This window comes from Mycolicibacterium sp. HS_4_1 (assembly GCF_054515875.1).
This window is the reverse complement of record NZ_CM137261.1, coordinates 840,225-858,158: the sequence shown is the minus strand read 5'-3', so window position 1 is coordinate 858,158 and position 17,934 is coordinate 840,225. Positions and strand designations below refer to the sequence as shown.

The 17,934-nt window shown below is 64.9% G+C and carries 14 protein-coding genes; 6 read left to right on the top strand and 8 right to left on the bottom strand.

Going from position 1 to position 17,934, the window contains the following annotated elements:
- Positions 1-66 precede the first annotated feature (66 nt).
- Positions 67-1,485, top strand: coding sequence for a malate dehydrogenase (quinone) (gene mqo, locus ACX12F_RS04040; protein ID WP_459368368.1), 1,419 nt, complete (start codon positions 67-69; stop codon positions 1,483-1,485).
- 65 nt (positions 1,486-1,550) lie between these two features.
- Here mqo and purH read toward each other — a convergent pair whose 3' ends face one another.
- The 5 genes from purH to sfnG all read right to left on the bottom strand — a co-directional run bounded on the left by purH (position 1,551) and on the right by sfnG (position 7,625).
- The gene (gene purH / locus ACX12F_RS04035) at positions 1,551-3,119 is read right to left on the bottom strand and encodes a bifunctional phosphoribosylaminoimidazolecarboxamide formyltransferase/IMP cyclohydrolase (protein ID WP_459368367.1); all 1,569 of its coding nucleotides are present in this window, start codon (positions 3,117-3,119) and stop codon (positions 1,551-1,553) included.
- A gap of 1 nt (position 3,120) precedes the next feature.
- The gene (purN, locus tag ACX12F_RS04030; protein WP_459368366.1) at positions 3,121-3,771 is read right to left on the bottom strand and encodes a phosphoribosylglycinamide formyltransferase; all 651 of its coding nucleotides are present in this window, start codon (positions 3,769-3,771) and stop codon (positions 3,121-3,123) included.
- A 34-nt stretch (positions 3,772-3,805) separates the two neighbouring features.
- Entirely contained in the window at positions 3,806-5,335 is a 1,530-nt protein-coding gene (locus ACX12F_RS04025) for a cell division protein PerM (protein WP_459368365.1), read from the bottom strand.
- A 76-nt stretch (positions 5,336-5,411) separates the two neighbouring features.
- A complete protein-coding gene (locus tag ACX12F_RS04020; RefSeq protein ID WP_459368364.1) occupies positions 5,412-6,365 on the bottom strand; it encodes a DUF5336 domain-containing protein in 954 nt (317 codons plus the stop codon).
- 129 nt (positions 6,366-6,494) lie between these two features.
- The gene (gene sfnG, locus ACX12F_RS04015; RefSeq protein ID WP_459368363.1) at positions 6,495-7,625 is read right to left on the bottom strand and encodes a dimethylsulfone monooxygenase SfnG; all 1,131 of its coding nucleotides are present in this window, start codon (positions 7,623-7,625) and stop codon (positions 6,495-6,497) included.
- A 185-nt stretch (positions 7,626-7,810) separates the two neighbouring features.
- On the opposite strand from sfnG, the gene ACX12F_RS04010 reads away from it, so the two are divergent.
- Positions 7,811-8,662: an LLM class F420-dependent oxidoreductase gene (locus tag ACX12F_RS04010; RefSeq protein WP_459368362.1), complete on the top strand. Its 852-nt coding sequence runs from the start codon at positions 7,811-7,813 to the stop codon at positions 8,660-8,662.
- Between the two features lie 526 nt (positions 8,663-9,188).
- Here the strand turns inward: ACX12F_RS04010 and ACX12F_RS04005 are convergent.
- Both ACX12F_RS04005 and ACX12F_RS04000 read right to left on the bottom strand, forming a co-directional pair.
- A complete protein-coding gene (locus tag ACX12F_RS04005; RefSeq protein ID WP_459367662.1) occupies positions 9,189-10,358 on the bottom strand; it encodes an IS3 family transposase in 1,170 nt (389 codons plus the stop codon).
- Between the two features lie 318 nt (positions 10,359-10,676).
- Complete coding sequence (locus ACX12F_RS04000; protein ID WP_459368361.1) at positions 10,677-12,206, bottom strand: acetyl-CoA acetyltransferase; 1,530 nt, start codon at positions 12,204-12,206, stop codon at positions 10,677-10,679.
- A gap of 119 nt (positions 12,207-12,325) precedes the next feature.
- Between ACX12F_RS04000 and ACX12F_RS03995 the strand changes: the two genes are divergently transcribed.
- The 4 genes from ACX12F_RS03995 to ACX12F_RS03980 all read left to right on the top strand — a co-directional run bounded on the left by ACX12F_RS03995 (position 12,326) and on the right by ACX12F_RS03980 (position 16,918).
- The gene (locus ACX12F_RS03995; RefSeq protein WP_459368360.1) at positions 12,326-12,625 is read left to right on the top strand and encodes a hypothetical protein; all 300 of its coding nucleotides are present in this window, start codon (positions 12,326-12,328) and stop codon (positions 12,623-12,625) included.
- Positions 12,626-12,639: 14 nt separating this feature from the next.
- Positions 12,640-14,091, top strand: coding sequence for a WXG100 family type VII secretion target (locus ACX12F_RS03990; RefSeq protein WP_459368359.1), 1,452 nt, complete (start codon positions 12,640-12,642; stop codon positions 14,089-14,091).
- 625 nt (positions 14,092-14,716) lie between these two features.
- Entirely contained in the window at positions 14,717-15,829 is a 1,113-nt protein-coding gene (locus ACX12F_RS03985) for an ATP-binding protein (RefSeq protein ID WP_459370232.1), read from the top strand.
- 3 nt (positions 15,830-15,832) lie between these two features.
- The gene (locus tag ACX12F_RS03980) at positions 15,833-16,918 is read left to right on the top strand and encodes a MarR family transcriptional regulator (protein ID WP_459368358.1); all 1,086 of its coding nucleotides are present in this window, start codon (positions 15,833-15,835) and stop codon (positions 16,916-16,918) included.
- Positions 16,919-17,031: 113 nt separating this feature from the next.
- Here ACX12F_RS03980 and sucD read toward each other — a convergent pair whose 3' ends face one another.
- Positions 17,032-17,934, bottom strand: coding sequence for a succinate--CoA ligase subunit alpha (gene sucD / locus ACX12F_RS03975; RefSeq protein ID WP_459368357.1), 903 nt, complete (start codon positions 17,932-17,934; stop codon positions 17,032-17,034).

Below are 17,934 nucleotides of genomic sequence, written 5' to 3'. Positions count from 1 at the left end.
AAAACATTCATTGGACGGATTGAATACCACGGAGTGATGCTGGGTACATCGAGACAAGGAGCAACAATGCCTACCGTCGAACCCGAAATCGCCGACGTTCTCCTCATCGGTGGCGGCATCATGTCAGCCACGCTCGGCGCCATGATCAGCACGTTGGAGCCGAAGTGGCGAATCGTGTTGATCGAGCGAGCATCCGACATCGCAACCGAGAGCAGCGGACCGTGGCACAACGCCGGCACCGGCCACTCGGGCTATTGCGAGCTCAACTACATGCCCGACCCAGCCGACGGCTCGGTGGCCGTCGAGATCGCGAAGCAATTCCATCTGTCCCGACAATGGTGGGCATACCTGGTCGACCAGGGCCTGCTCGATCCGACGACGTTCGTCCATGGCACGCCCCACATGGATGTGGTGTTCGGCGACCACGACGTGGCGTACCTGCGGCAGCGGTTCGAGACCCTCAGTGCCGACCCGATGTTCGCCGATCTCGAGTTCAGCGATGATCCCACGACAATCGCCGGCTGGGCGCCGCTGGTGATGGCGGGCCGCGACCCGGCGCAAGAGGTCGCGGCAACCCGGCACCCCGGCGGCACCGATGTCGACTTCGGAGCGCTCACGCGCGGATTGACCCGAATCATCACCTCGAACGGAGGCGAAGTCCGGCTCGGTCATGATGCGCACCGACTGCGCCAGGATGCGGACGGGACCTGGCTCGTCAGCGGTCGACGTATCGACGCGCGCAACAGGTTTCAGCTGAGGGCGCGGCACGTGTTCGTCGGCGCCGGCGGTTTCGCCCTGCGCCTGCTGCAGCGCGCGCACCTGCCAGAAGTCCGGGGCTACGGTGTCCTGCCCGTCGGCGCAGCCTTTCTCCGATGCTCGCAACCCGACGTCGTCGCCCAGCATGACGCCAAGGTCTACGGCCAGGCCGCGATAGGCGCCCCACCGATGTCGGTGCCGCACTTGGACAAACGGGTGATCGCCGGTGAGGACTACCTGATGTTCGGCCCGTATGCGACGTTCAGCACCAAGCTCCTCAAGGGCGGCAAGCTGACCGACTTCTTCACGACGCTGCGGTGGCACAATCTGCATGTGCTGGCCGCCGCGGCCGCGCAGAGTATGCCGCTGATGCGCTACGTGATCAGCGAGTTGCTGACCACACGCAGCGGGAAAATCAAGCAGCTGCAACGGTATTACCCGGACGCCGATCCCCAGGACTGGGAGTTGGTGCCGGCGGGACAACGTGCCCAAATGGTCACCCCGGACGCCGAACACATCGGTGCACTGCGATCAGGAACCGAGCTCGTCTGCTCGGCAGACGGCTCGATCGCCGGACTGCTGGGTGCCTCACCGGGCGCCTCGACCGCCGTGCCGATCATGCTCGAGCTGTTGCAGCGGTGCTTCCCCGAGCGCTGGGCCATCTCCTGGCACGTACGCCTGGACACCGCACTTGCCAACCGAGACACCGAGGTACGGCTGGGCCTCTGACGCCAAGTGGCCAGGTTCGCACGAAACATCCGCGTGCAAGCCTGGCCACTTGCGACAATGAGACCTTAGTGGGCGAAGTGCCGAGCCCCCGTCAGGTACAGCGTGATGCCCGCAGCCGCGGCGGCCGCGGTTACTTCGTCGTCGCGGACCGAACCGCCGGGGTGCACAATGGCTTTCACACCAGCGTTGGTCAGGGTCTCCAGGCCGTCCGGGAACGGGAAGAAGGCATCGGAGGCGGCAACAGCGCCGCGTACCCGGTCACCGCCCCGCTCGACCGCGAGCCGGGCCGCATCGACCCGGTTCACCTGGCCCATGCCGACCCCGACCGTGGCGCCGTTGGCGGCGACCACGATCGCGTTCGACTTCACCGCACGGCACGCACGCCACGCAAACACCAAGTCGGCCAACGTTTGCGGGTCGGCCGGCGTACCGGTCGCCAGGGTCCAGTTCGCCGAGTCGTCACCGGGCGCGTCCAGCGCGTCGCGCTGCTGCACCAGCAGGCCACCGCTGACCTGACGGTATTCGACTGCGGCGCCCTCAGGTTCCGACGCCACCAGGATGCGAATGTTCTTCTTGCGGCTCAGGATTTCGACGGCGCCCGGTTCGAACGCGGGGGCGACGATCACCTCGGTGAAGATGTCGGCGACGGTCTCGGCCATCTCCTCGGTCACCGCCGTGTTGGCTGCGATGACGCCACCGAACGCGCTCAGCGGGTCGCACTCGTGCGCCTTGCGGTGCGCGTCGGCAACCGAGATCGATGACACCGCAATGCCGCACGGGTTGGCGTGCTTGATGATCGCCACACAGATGTCCTCGTGGTCGAACGCTGCCCGCCACGCCGCATCGGCGTCGGTGAAGTTGTTGTAGGACATCTCTTTTCCGTGCAGCTGCTCAGCCTGAGCCAGACCTGGCCAGCCGGCGTCGTCGCGGTAGAGCGCGGCCTTCTGGTGCGGGTTCTCGCCGTAGCGCAGCACATCACTGCGTCGCCAGGTCGAACCGAGCCAAGCGGGCATGCCGGCAGCGGACGCCTCGTCGTCGCCGGGCACCAGCACCGACCCCATCCAGGACGCCACGGCCACGTCGTACTCGGCGGTGTGCCGGAAAGCCACCGACGCCAACTTCTTCCGCTCTTCGAGCGTGAAGCCGCCGGCCCGGACGGCGGCCAGTACACCGTCGTAACCCAGCGGGTCCACGACAACGGCGACGCTCGGGTGGTTCTTCGCCGCGGCACGCACCATCGACGGGCCACCGATGTCGATCTGCTCGACGCACTCGTCCTCGGACGCACCCGACGCCACGGTCTGCGTGAACGGGTACAGGTTCACCACAACGAGTTCAAACGCCTCGACGCCGAGCTCGTCCAGTGCAGCCAGGTGCTCGGCCTTGCGGGTGTCGGCCAGCAGGCCGGCGTGCACGCGCGGATGCAGCGTCTTGACCCGGCCGTCCAGGACCTCCGGGAAGCCCGTGACCTCTTCCACGGGGGTAACCGGAATACCCTCGGCAGCAATGGTTTTCGCAGTCGATCCGGTCGATACCAGGATCACGCCGGCCGCGTGCAGCCCGCGAGCCAGCTCCGGCAGGCCGGTCTTGTCGTACACGCTGATCAGCGCCCGTCGAATCGGTCGTCGCGTCATCCTATTGCTCCTCACCTCCGCGGCACCCGATGGCCGCCTTTCGCCCACTCCACGTCACACCGCGGAGGGCTACCGCGGCGATCACATCTACCAGCAGTCGTCGCTCGACGACCTTGATCCGTTCGTGCAGCGACGATTCATCGTCGTCGTCGAGTACCAGCACCGGCTCCTGCGCCAGGATCGGCCCGGTATCCGTGCCCGCATCCACCAGGTGCACCGTGCTGCCGGTGACCCGCACCCCGTACGCGAGGGCCTCGGACACCGCATGCGCCCCGGGAAACGACGGCAGCAGCGCGGGATGGGTGTTCAGCACCCGTCCCTGGAAGCGCGAGAGAAACATCGGTCCGAGAATCTTCATGAAGCCCGCCGAGACCACCAGGTCCGGCTCATGGGCTGCGACCGCTTCGGTCAGTGCGACGTCCCACGCCGCCCGGTCGGCGTGGTCGCGCAACTGGGTCGTGAACGTCGCCGCGCCTGCGGCCGCGCCGACCTCCAGCGCCCGGCAATCGCGGTCCGTTCCGACCGCCACGACATGCGCCGGGTAGTCCCCGACGGCTGCTGCCAGCACTGACTCGAGCAGCGAGCCGGTCCCCGACGCCAGGACGACGAGCCGCGCCGGCGCTGTCGGGGGGACACGGAGCGGTTGCTGCACGCAAGCAGCCTAGTGGCCACGTCGGCTGAGCCGACTAGTGGCCGTCGTCGTCGACGACGAAATGCGCCTCAGGGTCCTCGTCAGGGTCGAAAGCGACGGGTTCGCCGATGCGATCGGTCGTGCCGGACTGATACGCCTCTGCCGGCGCCGGGGTCATGTCCGGTTCCGGACGCGCCGGCCGGCGGGGTTCAGCAGGTTTCGCCTCCGGCTCGGGCTCGGGGACAGGCTCCGGCTCCGCAGTCTGTTCGAACGCCGGGCCACCGGCGAAGTGCGAATCGTCATCGACAGCCGCAGCGGTCGCCGTCACGTCACCGAACAGCTTCTCGGTCACAGGTTCGTCGTCCTCGACGGCATCGGACGCGCCCGGTTCCTTGTCATACGGTTCGTCGTCCACCGGTACGACGGGCGCCGGTGCGACGGGCGCCGGCCGTTCGGGCCGACGCGTCAGGCCACCGGCCATCACTACCGTCAGGCCACCGATCGACACGAACCACAGGAACACTGCAGGCCCGAACGTCGTCTGGTCCACGCCGAGCTCACCGAAGTTGCCCAGGCGACCGCTGCCCGCGATCGACAGCAGGACCATCATCACCGCAGCGAGCAGCGACGCCACCGCCAATTTGGCGAACGCAATCGGCCAGGGGGCCGGACGCCGCGCGCACTGCTGCCCCACCGCCACGGCCGAGGCTGCCGCGACGATCAGCAGCGCCACCCACACCGGGCCGAGCGGCGGCGACGGCACCGCGGCCAGCACCGGCACGGCAGGAACGTCGCCGCCGAGCACCGTGAACGAGCTGAACGTCGCCAACCCGATGTGCACGCTGGACCCGACAGCCACCGCCGCCGCTCCGACCATGACGTTCGGGATGTACAGCGCGGACAGCACGGTCAGGCTGAGCTGGCCGAACACCGAATCAGTGATCCCGAAGAGGTCATGCATGGTCCCCCAGTGCACGACCATCGAGCCGACCGCGACCAATCCCGACAGCCCGAGGAGCGCCAGCACGCCGGCCATCGCCGCGCGCAGGGCCTCGGGAAGCCAGTACGGCAGGTGGGCGTCGGTCAGCAGTCGCCCCTGCAGTCGCGAGCCGACGCCGATGGCCGCACCGAAGGCATGTACGGCCAGGACGCAGCCGAACGCCTGGAGCGCGCTGGGCGTCTGCAACTCGGTGAGCACAGACGACGCATCATGGATCACCGCGATCGCAATCGCCGCAATCAGCAAAGGGCCACCGAGCGCTGACGCGACGATCCACCGCACCACGAACCATGACGCACCCGGCCGCGTCGCGGCCGCCGTGGTGCGTGCGGTGCCCCAGACCATCGCCAGCAGCGGGGCCAGCGGCATGACACCGAGTTCGGCACCGGCGATGGACACGGGCACGCCGTGCACGCCCAGCCACATGCTGGCCATCGCACCGAACGCGCCGGTCAGATCACTGTTGGCGATGACCAGCTGGATCAGCACCAGCGCAGCGATGATCGCCAGGGCGATGCCCGACGGGCCGAACGCAACCCGAAGCAGGTCACGCGCCTGGCGCGTACCGACTGGTCGGTTATCCACTAGCTGGGTCACTCCTCGCGAGGTCTTCACCCGCCTGTCGCGAGTGCCCTAGCGATTATGACGACGCCGGACCCGATTACTGCGGAGCCGGGGGCTGCTGGAAAGTCGTTGTCGGCTCCGAGCCGGACCCCGGAGCACCCGGAACACTCGGCGTCGAGGTGTACGACGACGATCCGGCTACCGGCTCAGCGGCCGAAGATGCCTGGCCGGACGACTGCTGCGGGGCCGACGACTGGCCGGCCGACTGCTGCGGCTGACCGAACGCGGGGAACCCGGTCGGAGGGGTCGGCGGACCGGAGTCGGCACCGTGCTGCGGCGTGCCCTGCGGACCGGTGTAACCGCCGATCGGCCCGTTCTGAGCCTGCGGCTGGTAACCACCCTGCTGGCCGAAGTGCTGGCCGGTCTGCTGACCGTACTGCTGCTGCGGCTGCTGGCCGTAGTACTGAGCCTGCGGGTTGTAGCCTTGGGCCGGGCCGCCGTAGTTGTACGGATCGGGCTGCGGGCGCGGCGCCGGGGGCTGGATGACGCCGGCGTCCAGCAGCAGCGCCGCCACGGCGCTACCTGCCTGCAGGACCGACAGCACCAGCACGGTGTAGAGGCCCCACTCGACCTCCACACCCTTGGGCGCCTGCACGATTTCGTTGATCACCAGCAGCAGAGCCAGCACCGCGAGGATGGCGACCCACGACTTGAAGCTCTTCTGCTTGGGCAACAGGCTCACACCGGCGAGCAGCGCGGCCAGCACGGCGACCACGATGGGCGCCTGGGTCAGGATGCTGCCGGTGCCCGCATCCAGGCCTCCCGCACCCCACTGGGGCGCGAAGTTCAAGCCGAAGATGAGCAGGCCGAGCGCCGCGACCGCGGTGGTCAGGTACTCAGGCAGTTTGCTCGGGCCGGCCGGCGCAGCGGGCGCAGCCGGGATCTGCTCGGGCAGACGATTGAACTGCTGGGTCGGCCCCGAGTACTGATTGTTGTACTGGCTGGGCTGCTGGGCGGGCGGGTAGCCGGAGTTACCGGGCTGGTACGTCATGACCTCTCCTGTACTGCTCGACTCGACCAACCACGCTAGCGCACTTCACTGCGGGTGCCCTGCATCAGTTGGACCCGCAAAGTACGGTCCTGACCGGCCGCGACAGCCTCGAGCAAACTTCCCGGCGCGTCACGCGGGGATGCGGATGGGACTTTCCGCAGCGTCCTGTTCGGCCGCCTCGATTTCCCGCACCAACGGCAGCACCTTCGCGCCGAAGTACTCGATTTCTTCCTGGAAATGCAGGAAGCCACCGAGGATCAGATCGACTCCCCGTTTGCGGTACGCAGCAATCCGTTCGGCGATCTGTTCCGGGGTTCCGATCAACTTGGTACGAAAACCGTCGTTGTACTGCACCAGATCCTCGAAGCTCGAGTCCGCCCACATGCCCTTCTTGTCGCCGGTGGCGTTGCCGGCCTGTTGCACCGCCTGCCGGAACCCTTCGACGGCCGGCCGGTTCGCCTTCGCGACGATTTCCTTGAGGACTTCCTTCGCTTCCTTTTCGGTATCGCGCGCGATGATGAAGCCGTTGAGCCCAAAGCGGACTTCGCGGGCAACCTGGCGGGCGTGGTCGCGAACATCCACGACTTGTTCGGTCACACCATCGAAGTCCCTGCCGTTGGAGAAGTACCAGTCGGCGTAGTGGCCACCGTTGCGGCGCGCGGCGCTCGAATTGCCGCCCTGGAACAGTTCGGGGTTCGGGCGCTCCGGTGTGTTGAGCGGCTTGGGCTTCAGCGTGAAGTCATGGATGCGGTAGAAGTCGCCGCGGAAATCCACGTCGTCCTCGGTCCAGATCTTGCGCAGCACCTGGAGGAATTCGGCACTGCGCCGGTATCGCTCGTCATGCTCGAGCCACGGCTCGCCCAGATGGGTGAATTCGTCCTTGAACCAACCCGATACGACGTTGACGGCGAAGCGGCCATTGGACAGGTGGTCGGCCGTGGCGCCCAGTTTGGCGAGCACGGCCGGCTGCCACAGACCCGGATGAACGGCCGCGATGACCTTGAGCCGTTCGGTGGCCAGCAGCAGCGCGAGGCTGAAACTCGTTGACTCATGCTGGTATTCGGCGCCGTAGCTGGCCTCGTACCGCACCTGACTGAGGGCGTACTCGAAGCCGTTGTTCTCCGCGGTCTGGGCGAGTTTCTTGTTGTACTCGTAGTTCCAGTCGGTGCGTTGTTCGATGTCGCTGGTCACGAGGCCGCCGCTGACGTTGGGCACCCAGTAGGCGAACTTGACGTGGTCGGCGATGCGTTCGGTCGTCATGCGTCCATGTCAACAAGCGAGGTGCACCGCCGTCGTGGGTAACGTTCGCGATGAAGTTATCTCCGACTTGGTTCACAGGCGTCTCGCGCCTGAGCTTTCAGGAAAAACGCCAGGTAATCCCCCTTGTCGAGGTTTCTCGCCACCCCCTCTTGCGCCCCGATACTGAAACACGTTCTAATCACGGTATGGACTACGGGCTCGTACTTTTCACCAGCGACCGCGGCATCAAGCCCGCCGCCGCCGCCAAATTGGCCGACGACCACGGCTTCACCACCTTCTACGTGCCCGAACACACGCACATTCCGATCAAGCGCCAGGCCGCACACCCCACCACCGGCGACGAGACGCTGCCCGACGACCGCTACATGCGCACGTTGGATCCGTGGGTGGCGCTCGGCTCGGCCGCGGCGGTCACTTCGCGCGTGCGACTGTCCACCGCAGTGGCGCTGCCCGTCGAGCACGACCCGATCACCCTGGCGAAATCCATTGCCACGCTGGACCACCTGTCCGGTGGCCGGGTATCGGTCGGTGTCGGATTCGGTTGGAACACAGACGAACTCCAGGACCACAACGTCCCGCCGGCACGGCGGCGCACCATGCTCCGGGAGTACCTGGAGGCCATGCGCGCGCTGTGGACTCAGGAAGAAGCCGAGTACGACGGCGAATTCGTGAAGTTCGGTCCGTCGTGGGCGTGGCCGAAGCCCGTGCAGTCGCATGTCCCGATTCTGGTCGGCGCAGCCGGTACCGAGAAGAACTTCAAGTGGATCGCCAAGTCGGCCGACGGCTGGATCACCACACCGCGCGACTTCGACATCGACGAGCCCGTCAAGCTGCTCCAGGACACCTGGGCCGCGGCCGGACGCTCGGGCGAACCGACCATCGTCGCGCTGGACTTCAAGCCGGACGCCGACAAGTTGGCGCGTTGGAAGAAACTCGGCGTGACCGAGGTGCTGTTCGGGTTGCCGGACAGCGACGAGGCCACCGTGTCGGCGTATGTCGAGAAGCTGGCGGGGAAACTGCGCGACTTCGCGATCTGAGATTCGGCCGGGCGCATTTGGCGTCGGCGCTTCCTAGTCACACTCGATCTGCGGCGGTCAAGGTTCCTTGACTGCCGCAGATCACTGTCATTTTCCGTCGGGTTCTGATTGCTGGCCGCCATAAACTGTTACCTATGGGGTGGGTCGTTAGGGCCTGGCGTGCCGTCGCAGTTCTGGCGGCAGCATCACTTCCGCTCATGGCGTGTTCGCAATTCAAGGACAGCTCGCATATACCCTCCATCCCGCGCGATGTCGGTTTTCCAGACCTCAATGCTTTCACGGCAGCAGATCTGGCCGAGTATTCCCGAGGCCGCGGAGCTGACTCGATTCTCACGTTCTCCACGCCCACGGGTCAACGTTGCCACCTTCCTGCCGATCGCGGTTCACAACCGACGGAAATCCGTTGCGTCGGACCAGTTCCAGGCCGACCACACGAATGGTCTATCAGCGTCCAACGCGGCCGCACGGCGCACATATCCGTCTATCTCAACAAAGGCTGATCTGTCCCCGCTGTTTCGAGCCGCGGTCATGCGAGTTGAGGGATCGAATAGGTGGATGTCCAGAGCGTTTCGAACTCCGTGGGGCTGATGTTACCGAGGTAGCTGTGGCGGCGTTCGACGTTGTAGAAGTTGTCGATGTAATCGGCCATGGCGGCGGCCAATTCGATGGTGGTGGCCCACTTGCGGGTGTTGAGTAGCTCGACCTGCATCCGGGCCCAGAACGACTCCATGGCGGCGTTATCGAAGCAGTCGCCCACCGTGCCGAATGAGCCGAGCAGGCCCCATCGGCGCATGTTCTCCCCGAAGCTCCAGGACGTGAACTGCGTGCCGTGATCGGTGTGCAGAATCGTTGAACCACTTCGGTTTCGGCTTTCGACGGCCATGTTGACCGCATTGTTGACCAATGCGGTGTCCGCGGTAGTTGAGAAGGTGCGGGCCACGATCATCCGGGAGAAGCAGTCCAAGATCGCGCAGCAGTACACCTTCCCATCACGCGCGGGGTGTTCGGTGATATCCGTGCACCAAAGTTCGTTGGGCCTGCTAGCAGTGAACCGTCGATTGACCAGGTCAACTGGGGTGTCGACGCCGATCAGGTTAGGTTTTCGCCGCCCGGGGCGCGGCAACCCGTAGAGACCTTGCTCGGACATGATCGAGTTGACAAGTTTGTGGTTGACGTTCATGTCGTAGTCGGCCAACAGCGCAGCGCGCACCCGCTTGCGCCCGTAGGTACCGCGGGATCGCTGATAGATCTCGGTGATTGTGTCAGCCACAATTAACCGCCGCACCTCACGGTCCGGGACGGGCCTGCGCCGGTGATACTGCAACAGGGAACGGGCCAATCCGGTTATCCGGCAGGCAGATCGGGCTGAGTGTCCTCGCGCGATCAGTCCCTCAGCGATCGCGCGTCGGCGTTTTGGGGGCACCACCGCCTGTTCGTCGAATAAGGCGCACGCGTCGCGTGTCAACGCCAACTCGGCCTCGAGTTGGGCGATGCGCTTGTGGGCGGCTGCCAGTTCGTCGGCCTCCACGCTCGGGGTGCCCTCGATGACGCCGGCATCGATGAGCGCTTGATGTTTCCAACGGAACAGCGTCGCCTGGCAGATACCGGTTTCGGCAGCCAACACGGCTACCGGTTCACCCGACCGAAGCCGGGCAACGATTTGCCGACGCACCGACGACGAATACTGACGGGGCATGTGACCTCCCGATGATCACTCTGCCCTCGACTCTCACAACCGTGGACCAACAACACGGGTACAGATCAGGCGGACCTGGAATGTGGGAGCCCCCTGCTCCGCCGTCACCCACATTGCCCAACCACCACGTGCTGAGGGCACATGGGAACGATGTCGCCTGCGGCGTCATCGACAACGGAACTGCCGCTTGCCACATCGGTGAACACGGTTTCGTACTCGCGGCTAGCGAACCCACCCTGTTCTGACACCCCGAGATCGACGAAACGGTCACGGAACCTACTGCGAAAACGACCTCTCGTTAATCTCGCCGAGTGAGGATCAAGCCAGTACAGCTCGATTACCCTCGTAGGTCGCGCTGACGACAATCTTCGCCCCCAGCGGCTCGCCGTCACACAGCAGCGTCATCAATTCCGCGTCGGTAGTCGTGGCCAAGAACCGGCTCCCGTCGGCATCGAGACGCCCGATGATGATGCCAGTGTTGGGAGTCCAGTCGTATCGGACCGTGTAGGTCTCGATGGTCGCGGGTCCGTTGGCATGCTCGGTGACGGCGACCGTCGGCCACGACGCGACCTCCGCGCACAGTTCGACACTGTTGTCGGCGACCCAGTCAGCGGGCTCGGTCGAATAGATGCCCACCGAGAACTTGCTGGCGATGCCGCCGTTCGCGCCTACCAAGGCGAATTCGCCTGGGTTTTCCCGCATTCGGGTGACCGCCTCAGCAATACCGTGCAGCGAATAGTTGTTTCCCGGGCCGCCGAAGTACGGCAGGCCGCCCGTCAGCGTCAGACCTCGCGGGTCGTCAGCGTCCAGACCAACGCCGTCACAGATGTTGAACACCGGGAACGGGAAGCAGCTGTACAGATCAAACACCGAGACCTCATCGATCCCAATTCCAGCCACCCGCAACGCTTCTCGCACGGCCAGCACCGAGGCCGGGCTGGCACCGACATCGGGACGGTCGAGCAGCTTCTGCTCCTTCATGTCCGCATGGCCGCGCAAGTAGACCCACTTGGATTCCGGCACACCGAGTTTGCGCGCCGACTCCACGGACATCAGCAAGGCGGCCGCACCCATATTCACCTGGTCGCGGGCCACCATCAGCCGCGGATACGGGTCACAGATCATCCGGTTCTTGTCGGTGACGGTCACCAGCTCGTCAACAGTGCGCTCCACCGGCGCCGACGAATACGGGTTCTTGGCCGCGACTTTCGACATCGTGGCGAACAGCTCCCCCATCGCCTGCCGGTAGTCCTGCACGGACAGCCCAAGCCGCGCACGCCGGGCGTTGTCCAGCAGGCCGTACTGCACCGGCGCACCGATCAGCCCATGCCGAACGGTGTACTCGTCGAAGATGCCGTCGTAGCCGTAGCCGCGGTCTTCGAGCTGGCCGTCGATGGTCTCGGAGTGATCGGGTTTGTCGTCCCGACCCTTGAAGTACCGGATGCTGGACGTGTTTTCCGACCCCATGATCATCACGACGTCGGCGCGGCCGGCCACGATTTCGCCGGCGAATTCGGTGATCAGGTGTTGCGGACTCTGCCCGCCGATGACTTCGAGAACAGCGCGGGCCGGATCAGCGCCAATGCGTTGCGCCACGGAGCGCGGATAGTTGTTCGACTTGCCGAGCGGAGACGGAACGTGGCCGGAGATTTCGAACTGGCGGGTGCCGGCGACGGTATCGATCGCGGCAGAGACCGCGTCAATGTCGGCGCCGGTGTCCTGCAGCGCGGCCTGTGCGGCGGCGGTAGCCAGGTCGACCGACGACATTCCTCGGTAGTCGGGGTCTTCAAGGCGCTCGGTGAACTGACCGACACCCACGATCACCGGCGTACGCGGATCGACACCCATTACAAACCTCCAGACACCTGTTAATTCGATAGGCTAACCGATCGCGATGCCGACGCGACATTGCGGGTAGCTGCACATTTGCGTCGGGAGACACTCGCCAAGCGAAGTACGGTTGAGTGATGGGTGGACCAAATCTGCATGTCGACAACGCTGAACTGGAGTCGGCAGCTCGCAAGTTGGCCAGCTTGAGCAGCGACCTGACAAACAGCGCGGTCGTCCACGGGCTCGCCACCGCCGAGGACCAACCAAGCGGTACCGCGGCGGCAGCCGTAACCGCCGCGGCCGATCACGTGGCAGGAGTCTGTGCAGGTGATCTCAAGGCATTTGGCGACAAACTGGCGCAGGCGGCCAAGTCCTATTCCGCGACGGACTCCGATGGCGGACAGCGTGTGCTGACAACTATGCACACGGACCGATAGCGGAGCAGCCACACATGGTGGAGATGCCAACGCGCACCGAAGTCGAGAACTGGAAATCAGACCACTTGGCGAGTGCGGCTGACGCATGGACTCGACAAGCTCACACGGTCGAGGACATCTACGGCAGCGCCCAACAGGCAGTTGCCGAACCTACGTGGCACGGTAGTGCCGCCGACAGCGCCCACGACAGAATGTTCAGTGACATCGTCCGAGTGCGGACCGCTATGGAAATGCTCCGCAAGGCTGCGGGCATTGCCAAGAATGGCGCGGACCTACTGGCCGGTTTGAAACGCAGCGCCATCGAGGCGATTTCCAACGCCGAGCGTCAGTTCTTTTCCGTGAGCGACAATCTCCGTGTCACCGACCGCATACCAAAAGTTCTAGTCGGCCCACTGCTTATGGTCCGCGATCTCGCTCGCGCTGCTATCGAAGCGGATATCCGAGGCAAGGCGTTGAGCCTCGCCGCGACCGATGAACAGATCGCGAGCCAACTTAGGCCGATTGCGACCAGTCTGCGCGAGTTCAAGACGGATCGACCTGGAGGTCCCGCCGGACCTGGAGCGTCAGGAGATCCAAAAATCACTGGGCCCGCCGGCCCACTCACCAGAGACGACGACAAAGCCGACCTCAATGCCACCATTCCCGGCACCGGCATTGTGATCAGCGGGGACGGACGCAATGGGTATCCAACCCTCAACGGCGAACGAAATCCCCTCGACGTCGGGAACCCACGCGACAAAGGTGACCCACATGGCCAAGACGTCGTGAGACCGTTGCCCACAGGCACAGCCGCTGGGCCGGAGGGGAAGCAATACGCCATGTACGGGGTCGTCCCGTATGCCCGCACTCCGGAGGAAGGGTACGCAGCGGCCGACACGACGGTCGTTGACCTCGCGGACCCCTCAAAGAGCATCGGTGTACTTCGCGGCATATCGCAGGCCAGCGCAGCGTACGACCCTAAGACTAACCGCATGTACGTCGTGGGAAATCCCGATCCACTCTCGAGGCAACGCATTCTGTATCAGTCCGCCCCGATCGACCCCGCCCACCCAAACGACTGGGTCAACACCGTTCAACCGATCGGACCAATCAACGGCCTGCCTGGGGACCGCGAGAACCAGCTGGTGGTTCTCAAAGGTGGCGGCTTCATGCTGGTTGGGTCGGATGCATATACCGACCCGACGCGTCATGCAGTGAGCGCAGTAACCGCCGCTACTCCCCAGGGTCTGCTGAATGCAACGCCAACCGACCTATTTCCGCCTTCGCAACACAATTGGCCAGGAGGCGCAGCTCCCTATGGGCCTACCGTCGTTGATACGACCTACGATCCGGTCACGGGGAAGGAAAACGTAGAAATACGTGTGAGCACTTGGGAGGCAAATCCAGGCTGGGTACCAACGCCAGAGCATCCACGTCCTGATTACAACCCGAATACGTATAAGTCGAGCGTCACCGTGCAGCACTAACCTCAAGGACGGATCTGTGAGTATCGCGTACAAATCCCTAGTCTTTTTAGCATCAACGACTTCCAGTCTCGTCGCTGCAGCCACGGGTCTGACGTCGACGGCGATTGCGACTGCAGCCCCACCCGGATTTCCTGATATCGCCAGCTTCACCCAAGTTAACCCGGCTCCATTCGCCCGTCCGTTGACGCGGGATCAGCGATGGGAAGTCGGCTACTTGTTCTTTCGCACGCCTGACGGAATGAATTGCGCAATCGGACCAACGTCCTGGTGCTCGGGTGCAGTACCCGGCCTTCCGGCGCAAAAACAGTCGGTATGCCCGTCTGTACACCAGGGTGCATCGCCCGCAGAATCATTCGCTTTCGGCCAGTCAGACCAACCGTGCATTCAGACGAATGACGCTATGTTGAACATCGGCCAGAAGCTGACTGATGATGCACACGAAGTTACTTGCGTCGTTGGCACCGACAGCCTCACCGCCTGCATCAACACCGCCACCAACCACGGCTTCGTTCTCCGCCCTTCGGGCAGCTGGACCTTTTAACCCACGACAACCTAAACGTACAACTTCCTAGACGTACATCTATTTCGACGTACAATTGCAGTCATGAATTGGCCCATCAGACCCATGTCTCTCGTGGTCGGCGGCGTCGTCCCGCCCGAGAACGTGGTGGGCCGCGTCCGCGAGCAGCAGGAGATCCTGGCCAGCCTCCCCGACGGCGGCGCCGCCCTGGTCGGCGACCGCCGGCACGGCAAGACGTCACTGGCCCGCCTCGTGGCGCACACCGCACGACTGCAGGGCCTCACGGTCGTCTCGGTCAGCGCCGAGCGACAGACCTACGCCGAGTTCGTCACCGCCCTCGCCGCCGAACTCGGGCGCGCCGACAACGCCCTGCGGCAGGAAGTCGACCGCTGGAAGGTCGCGGTTGGTACCGGGCCTTTCAAGTTCGAGCGGATCCGTGTCGACGCCGCGCTCGATGATCTGCTGCAGCGCGCGGTGGCCCGCACCAAAAACGGCCCGCTGGTGTTGTTCATCGATGAGGTCACCGTGTTGGCCCGCAACCTCGAGCGCGAGAAGCCCGGCGGCGGAGACGCCTTCCTGCACCTGCTCCGCCGGTTCCGCCAGGAGCATTCCGGACGACTCGCCACCGTCTTGTCCGGTTCCATTGGTTTTCATCATGTTTCGGAGGACGCGCTCAGCTCCGTCAACGACATCCGCAAGGTGACCGTCGGCCCGATTCGCCACGACCACGCCACGTACCTGGCCGAGTGCCTGCTACTCGGCGCGAACGTCCCGACCACCGACCGGCACCTGGTGGCCGAATCCGTTGCGACTGCCGCCGAGAATGTCCCGTACTACATCCAGCACCTGGTCGCAGCCGCAGCACGGGAGGGCTCTGTGCAGCCACACCGGATCGGCGAACTACTCGCGGCCGCGATCGTTGACCCGCACGACCCGTGGGACCTCCGCCACTACCGCGACCGACTGCGAAACTACTACGGCGACGACGCCCCCGCGATCGCCGCCCTCCTCGACATCTACGCCTATGCCCCAACACCTTTGAGTGTCGATGCAACCATCCAGTTCCTGCAGACCGAGGGCTCACCGATCCGCGACCGCGACCAGTTGGTGTCCTTCATCGAGCGTTTGGAACAGGACCATTACCTGCGTCGCGTCGGCAACGACGATGCCTTCGCCTCCGGCCTGGTGCAATCGGCATGGCAAGCCATGAGGCGGTAGGCCATGACCCACCCCGCTTTCTCCCCCGGCACCGTCGACCCCGCCGAACTCGACGCCCGCACCGTCGGCCGCGCTGCACTGCTGAAGCGGCTGACGGACCGCCTCGTCAGCTCAGCACAGGACGGCTCCCGCCCGCACACCTTGCTCGTCGCGCCGCGCGGTGCCGGCAAGACCCACACCATGCAGGTCGCGATCCATCGCGCATTGAAGCAGCGCAAAGCCGCGAAAGCCACACTGCTGCTGACACTTCCAGAGGATGCGCTGGCCATCGGCAGCTACCCTGACCTCCTCGTCGAGCTGCTACGCACGCAGGGCCCCGATGTGGCCGCACGCGCACGCGACCTCCGTGGCGACGCGCTGGAACTGGAACGGGAAATCCTCGATCTCGCCGCGGGCAGGATGGTGCTGATCGCGATCGAGAATGCCGACCGCATCTTCGACGCTATCGGCGAAGCGGGCCAGGGCAGCTTCCGCGCCTGGGTCGAAACATCCACCGCAGTACTGGTATTCGCGACAGCACCGGCACTGTTCCCGGGCGTCTCGTCGCGCACCCACCCGTGGTACGGATCGTTCATCATCGAGGAGCTCCCCGACCTCACCGACGCTGACATCGCCGAGTTTCTCACCCAACACGCCCGCGATCGCGAATTGGCTTCGTACGTCCAGACTTCCGGGGGGCTATCCCGTATCGACGACGTCACCCAACTCGTCGGCCGCTCCCCGCGGGTTTGGCAGATCATCGCGGAGATCGCCGACGGAGCCGCGTTCGAAAGCGTCACTCCCGCCGCCGATGCGGCCCTGGAACAGCTCACGCCCCACTACCAGCAACTCCTCTGGCAGCTGCCTGCCGGCGAGCAACGCCTGATTGTCGAACTGGCCCGCGCTGACGGCCCACGCACCGTCACCGATCTTGCTGCAGCCGTGGGGATTTCGAATCAATCGGCCTCAGCAGCCTTGGGCCGGTTGACGGCCGGCGGCTGGGTCCACCCCGCAAAATCGGACTCCGGCGATCGCCGCGCCACCTGGTACGACCTCAGTGATCCGTTGCTCCGCAACTACTTGCACTACCGCGAGCGCCGCGTCCCCTAACGCCGAGATGATGGTTTCTGACGAAAAATCGCCCAAACACGTCACAAACCGCCATCTCGCCGCCAAACACAACAGGCCCCCACCAAAAGGTAGGGGCCTGTTGCGCAGAGAAATTACAGCGACTGCAGGATCTCGCGAGCCAGCGCAGCGGTGGCCGACGGGGTCTTGCCGACCTTCACGCCGGCAGCCTCGAGGGCTTCCTTCTTGGCCTGTGCGGTACCCGACGAGCCCGACACGATGGCGCCCGCGTGGCCCATGGTCTTGCCCTCGGGAGCGGTGAAGCCCGCGACGTAGCCGACGACCGGCTTGGTGACGTTGGCCTTGATGTAGTCGGCGGCACGCTCTTCGGCGTCGCCACCGATCTCGCCGATCATCACGATGACCTTGGTCTCCGGGTCCTTCTCGAACGCCTCGATGGCGTCGATGTGGGTGGTGCCGATGACCGGGTCGCCGCCGATGCCGATGGCGGTCGAGAAGCCGAAGTCACGCAGCTCGTACATCATCTGGTAGGTCAGGGTGCCGGACTTGGAGACCAGACCGATCGGGCCCTTGCCGGTGATGTTGTTCGGGGTGATGCCGACCAGCGCCTCACCGGGGGTGATGATGCCCGGGCAGTTGGGGCCGATGATGCGGGTCTTCTGACCCTTCTCGACGTTGTAGGCCCACGCATAGGCGCTGTCCTGCACCGGGATGCCCTCGGTGATGACGACCAGCAGCGGGATCTCGGCGTCGATGGCCTCGATGATGGCGTCCTTCGAGAAGGCCGGCGGCACAAAGGCGATCGACACGTCGGCGCCGGTCTCCTTCATGGCCTCTGCCACGGTGGCGAATACCGGCAGCTCGATGTCGTTGCCGTCCTTGTCCACGTGCGAGACCTTGGTGCCGGCCTTGCGCGCGTTCACGCCGCCGACGACCTGGGTGCCGGCCTTCAGCATCAGCTTGGTGTGCTTGGTGCCCTCACCGCCGGTGATGCCCTGGACGATGACCTTGGAATCCTTGTTCAGGAAGATAGACAT

Bases quoted from the DNA above. Each gene is read 5' to 3' on its own strand.
- mqo (WP_459368368.1), top strand. From the start codon at position 67: ATGCCTACCGTCGAACCCGAAATCGCCGACGTTCTCCTCATCGGTGGC.
- purH (WP_459368367.1), bottom strand. From the start codon at position 3,119: ATGACGCGACGACCGATTCGACGGGCGCTGATCAGCGTGTACGACAAG.
- ACX12F_RS04020 (WP_459368364.1), bottom strand. From the start codon at position 6,365: ATGACGTACCAGCCCGGTAACTCCGGCTACCCGCCCGCCCAGCAGCCC.
- sfnG (WP_459368363.1), bottom strand. From the start codon at position 7,625: ATGACGACCGAACGCATCGCCGACCACGTCAAGTTCGCCTACTGGGTG.
- ACX12F_RS04010 (WP_459368362.1), top strand. From the start codon at position 7,811: ATGGACTACGGGCTCGTACTTTTCACCAGCGACCGCGGCATCAAGCCC.
- ACX12F_RS04005 (WP_459367662.1), bottom strand. From the start codon at position 10,358: ATGCCCCGTCAGTATTCGTCGTCGGTGCGTCGGCAAATCGTTGCCCGG.
- ACX12F_RS04000 (WP_459368361.1), bottom strand. From the start codon at position 12,206: ATGGGTGTCGATCCGCGTACGCCGGTGATCGTGGGTGTCGGTCAGTTC.
- ACX12F_RS03995 (WP_459368360.1), top strand. From the start codon at position 12,326: ATGGGTGGACCAAATCTGCATGTCGACAACGCTGAACTGGAGTCGGCA.
- ACX12F_RS03990 (WP_459368359.1), top strand. From the start codon at position 12,640: ATGGTGGAGATGCCAACGCGCACCGAAGTCGAGAACTGGAAATCAGAC.
- ACX12F_RS03985 (WP_459370232.1), top strand. From the start codon at position 14,717: ATGTCTCTCGTGGTCGGCGGCGTCGTCCCGCCCGAGAACGTGGTGGGC.
- ACX12F_RS03980 (WP_459368358.1), top strand. From the start codon at position 15,833: ATGACCCACCCCGCTTTCTCCCCCGGCACCGTCGACCCCGCCGAACTC.
- sucD (WP_459368357.1), bottom strand. From the start codon at position 17,934: ATGTCTATCTTCCTGAACAAGGATTCCAAGGTCATCGTCCAGGGCATC.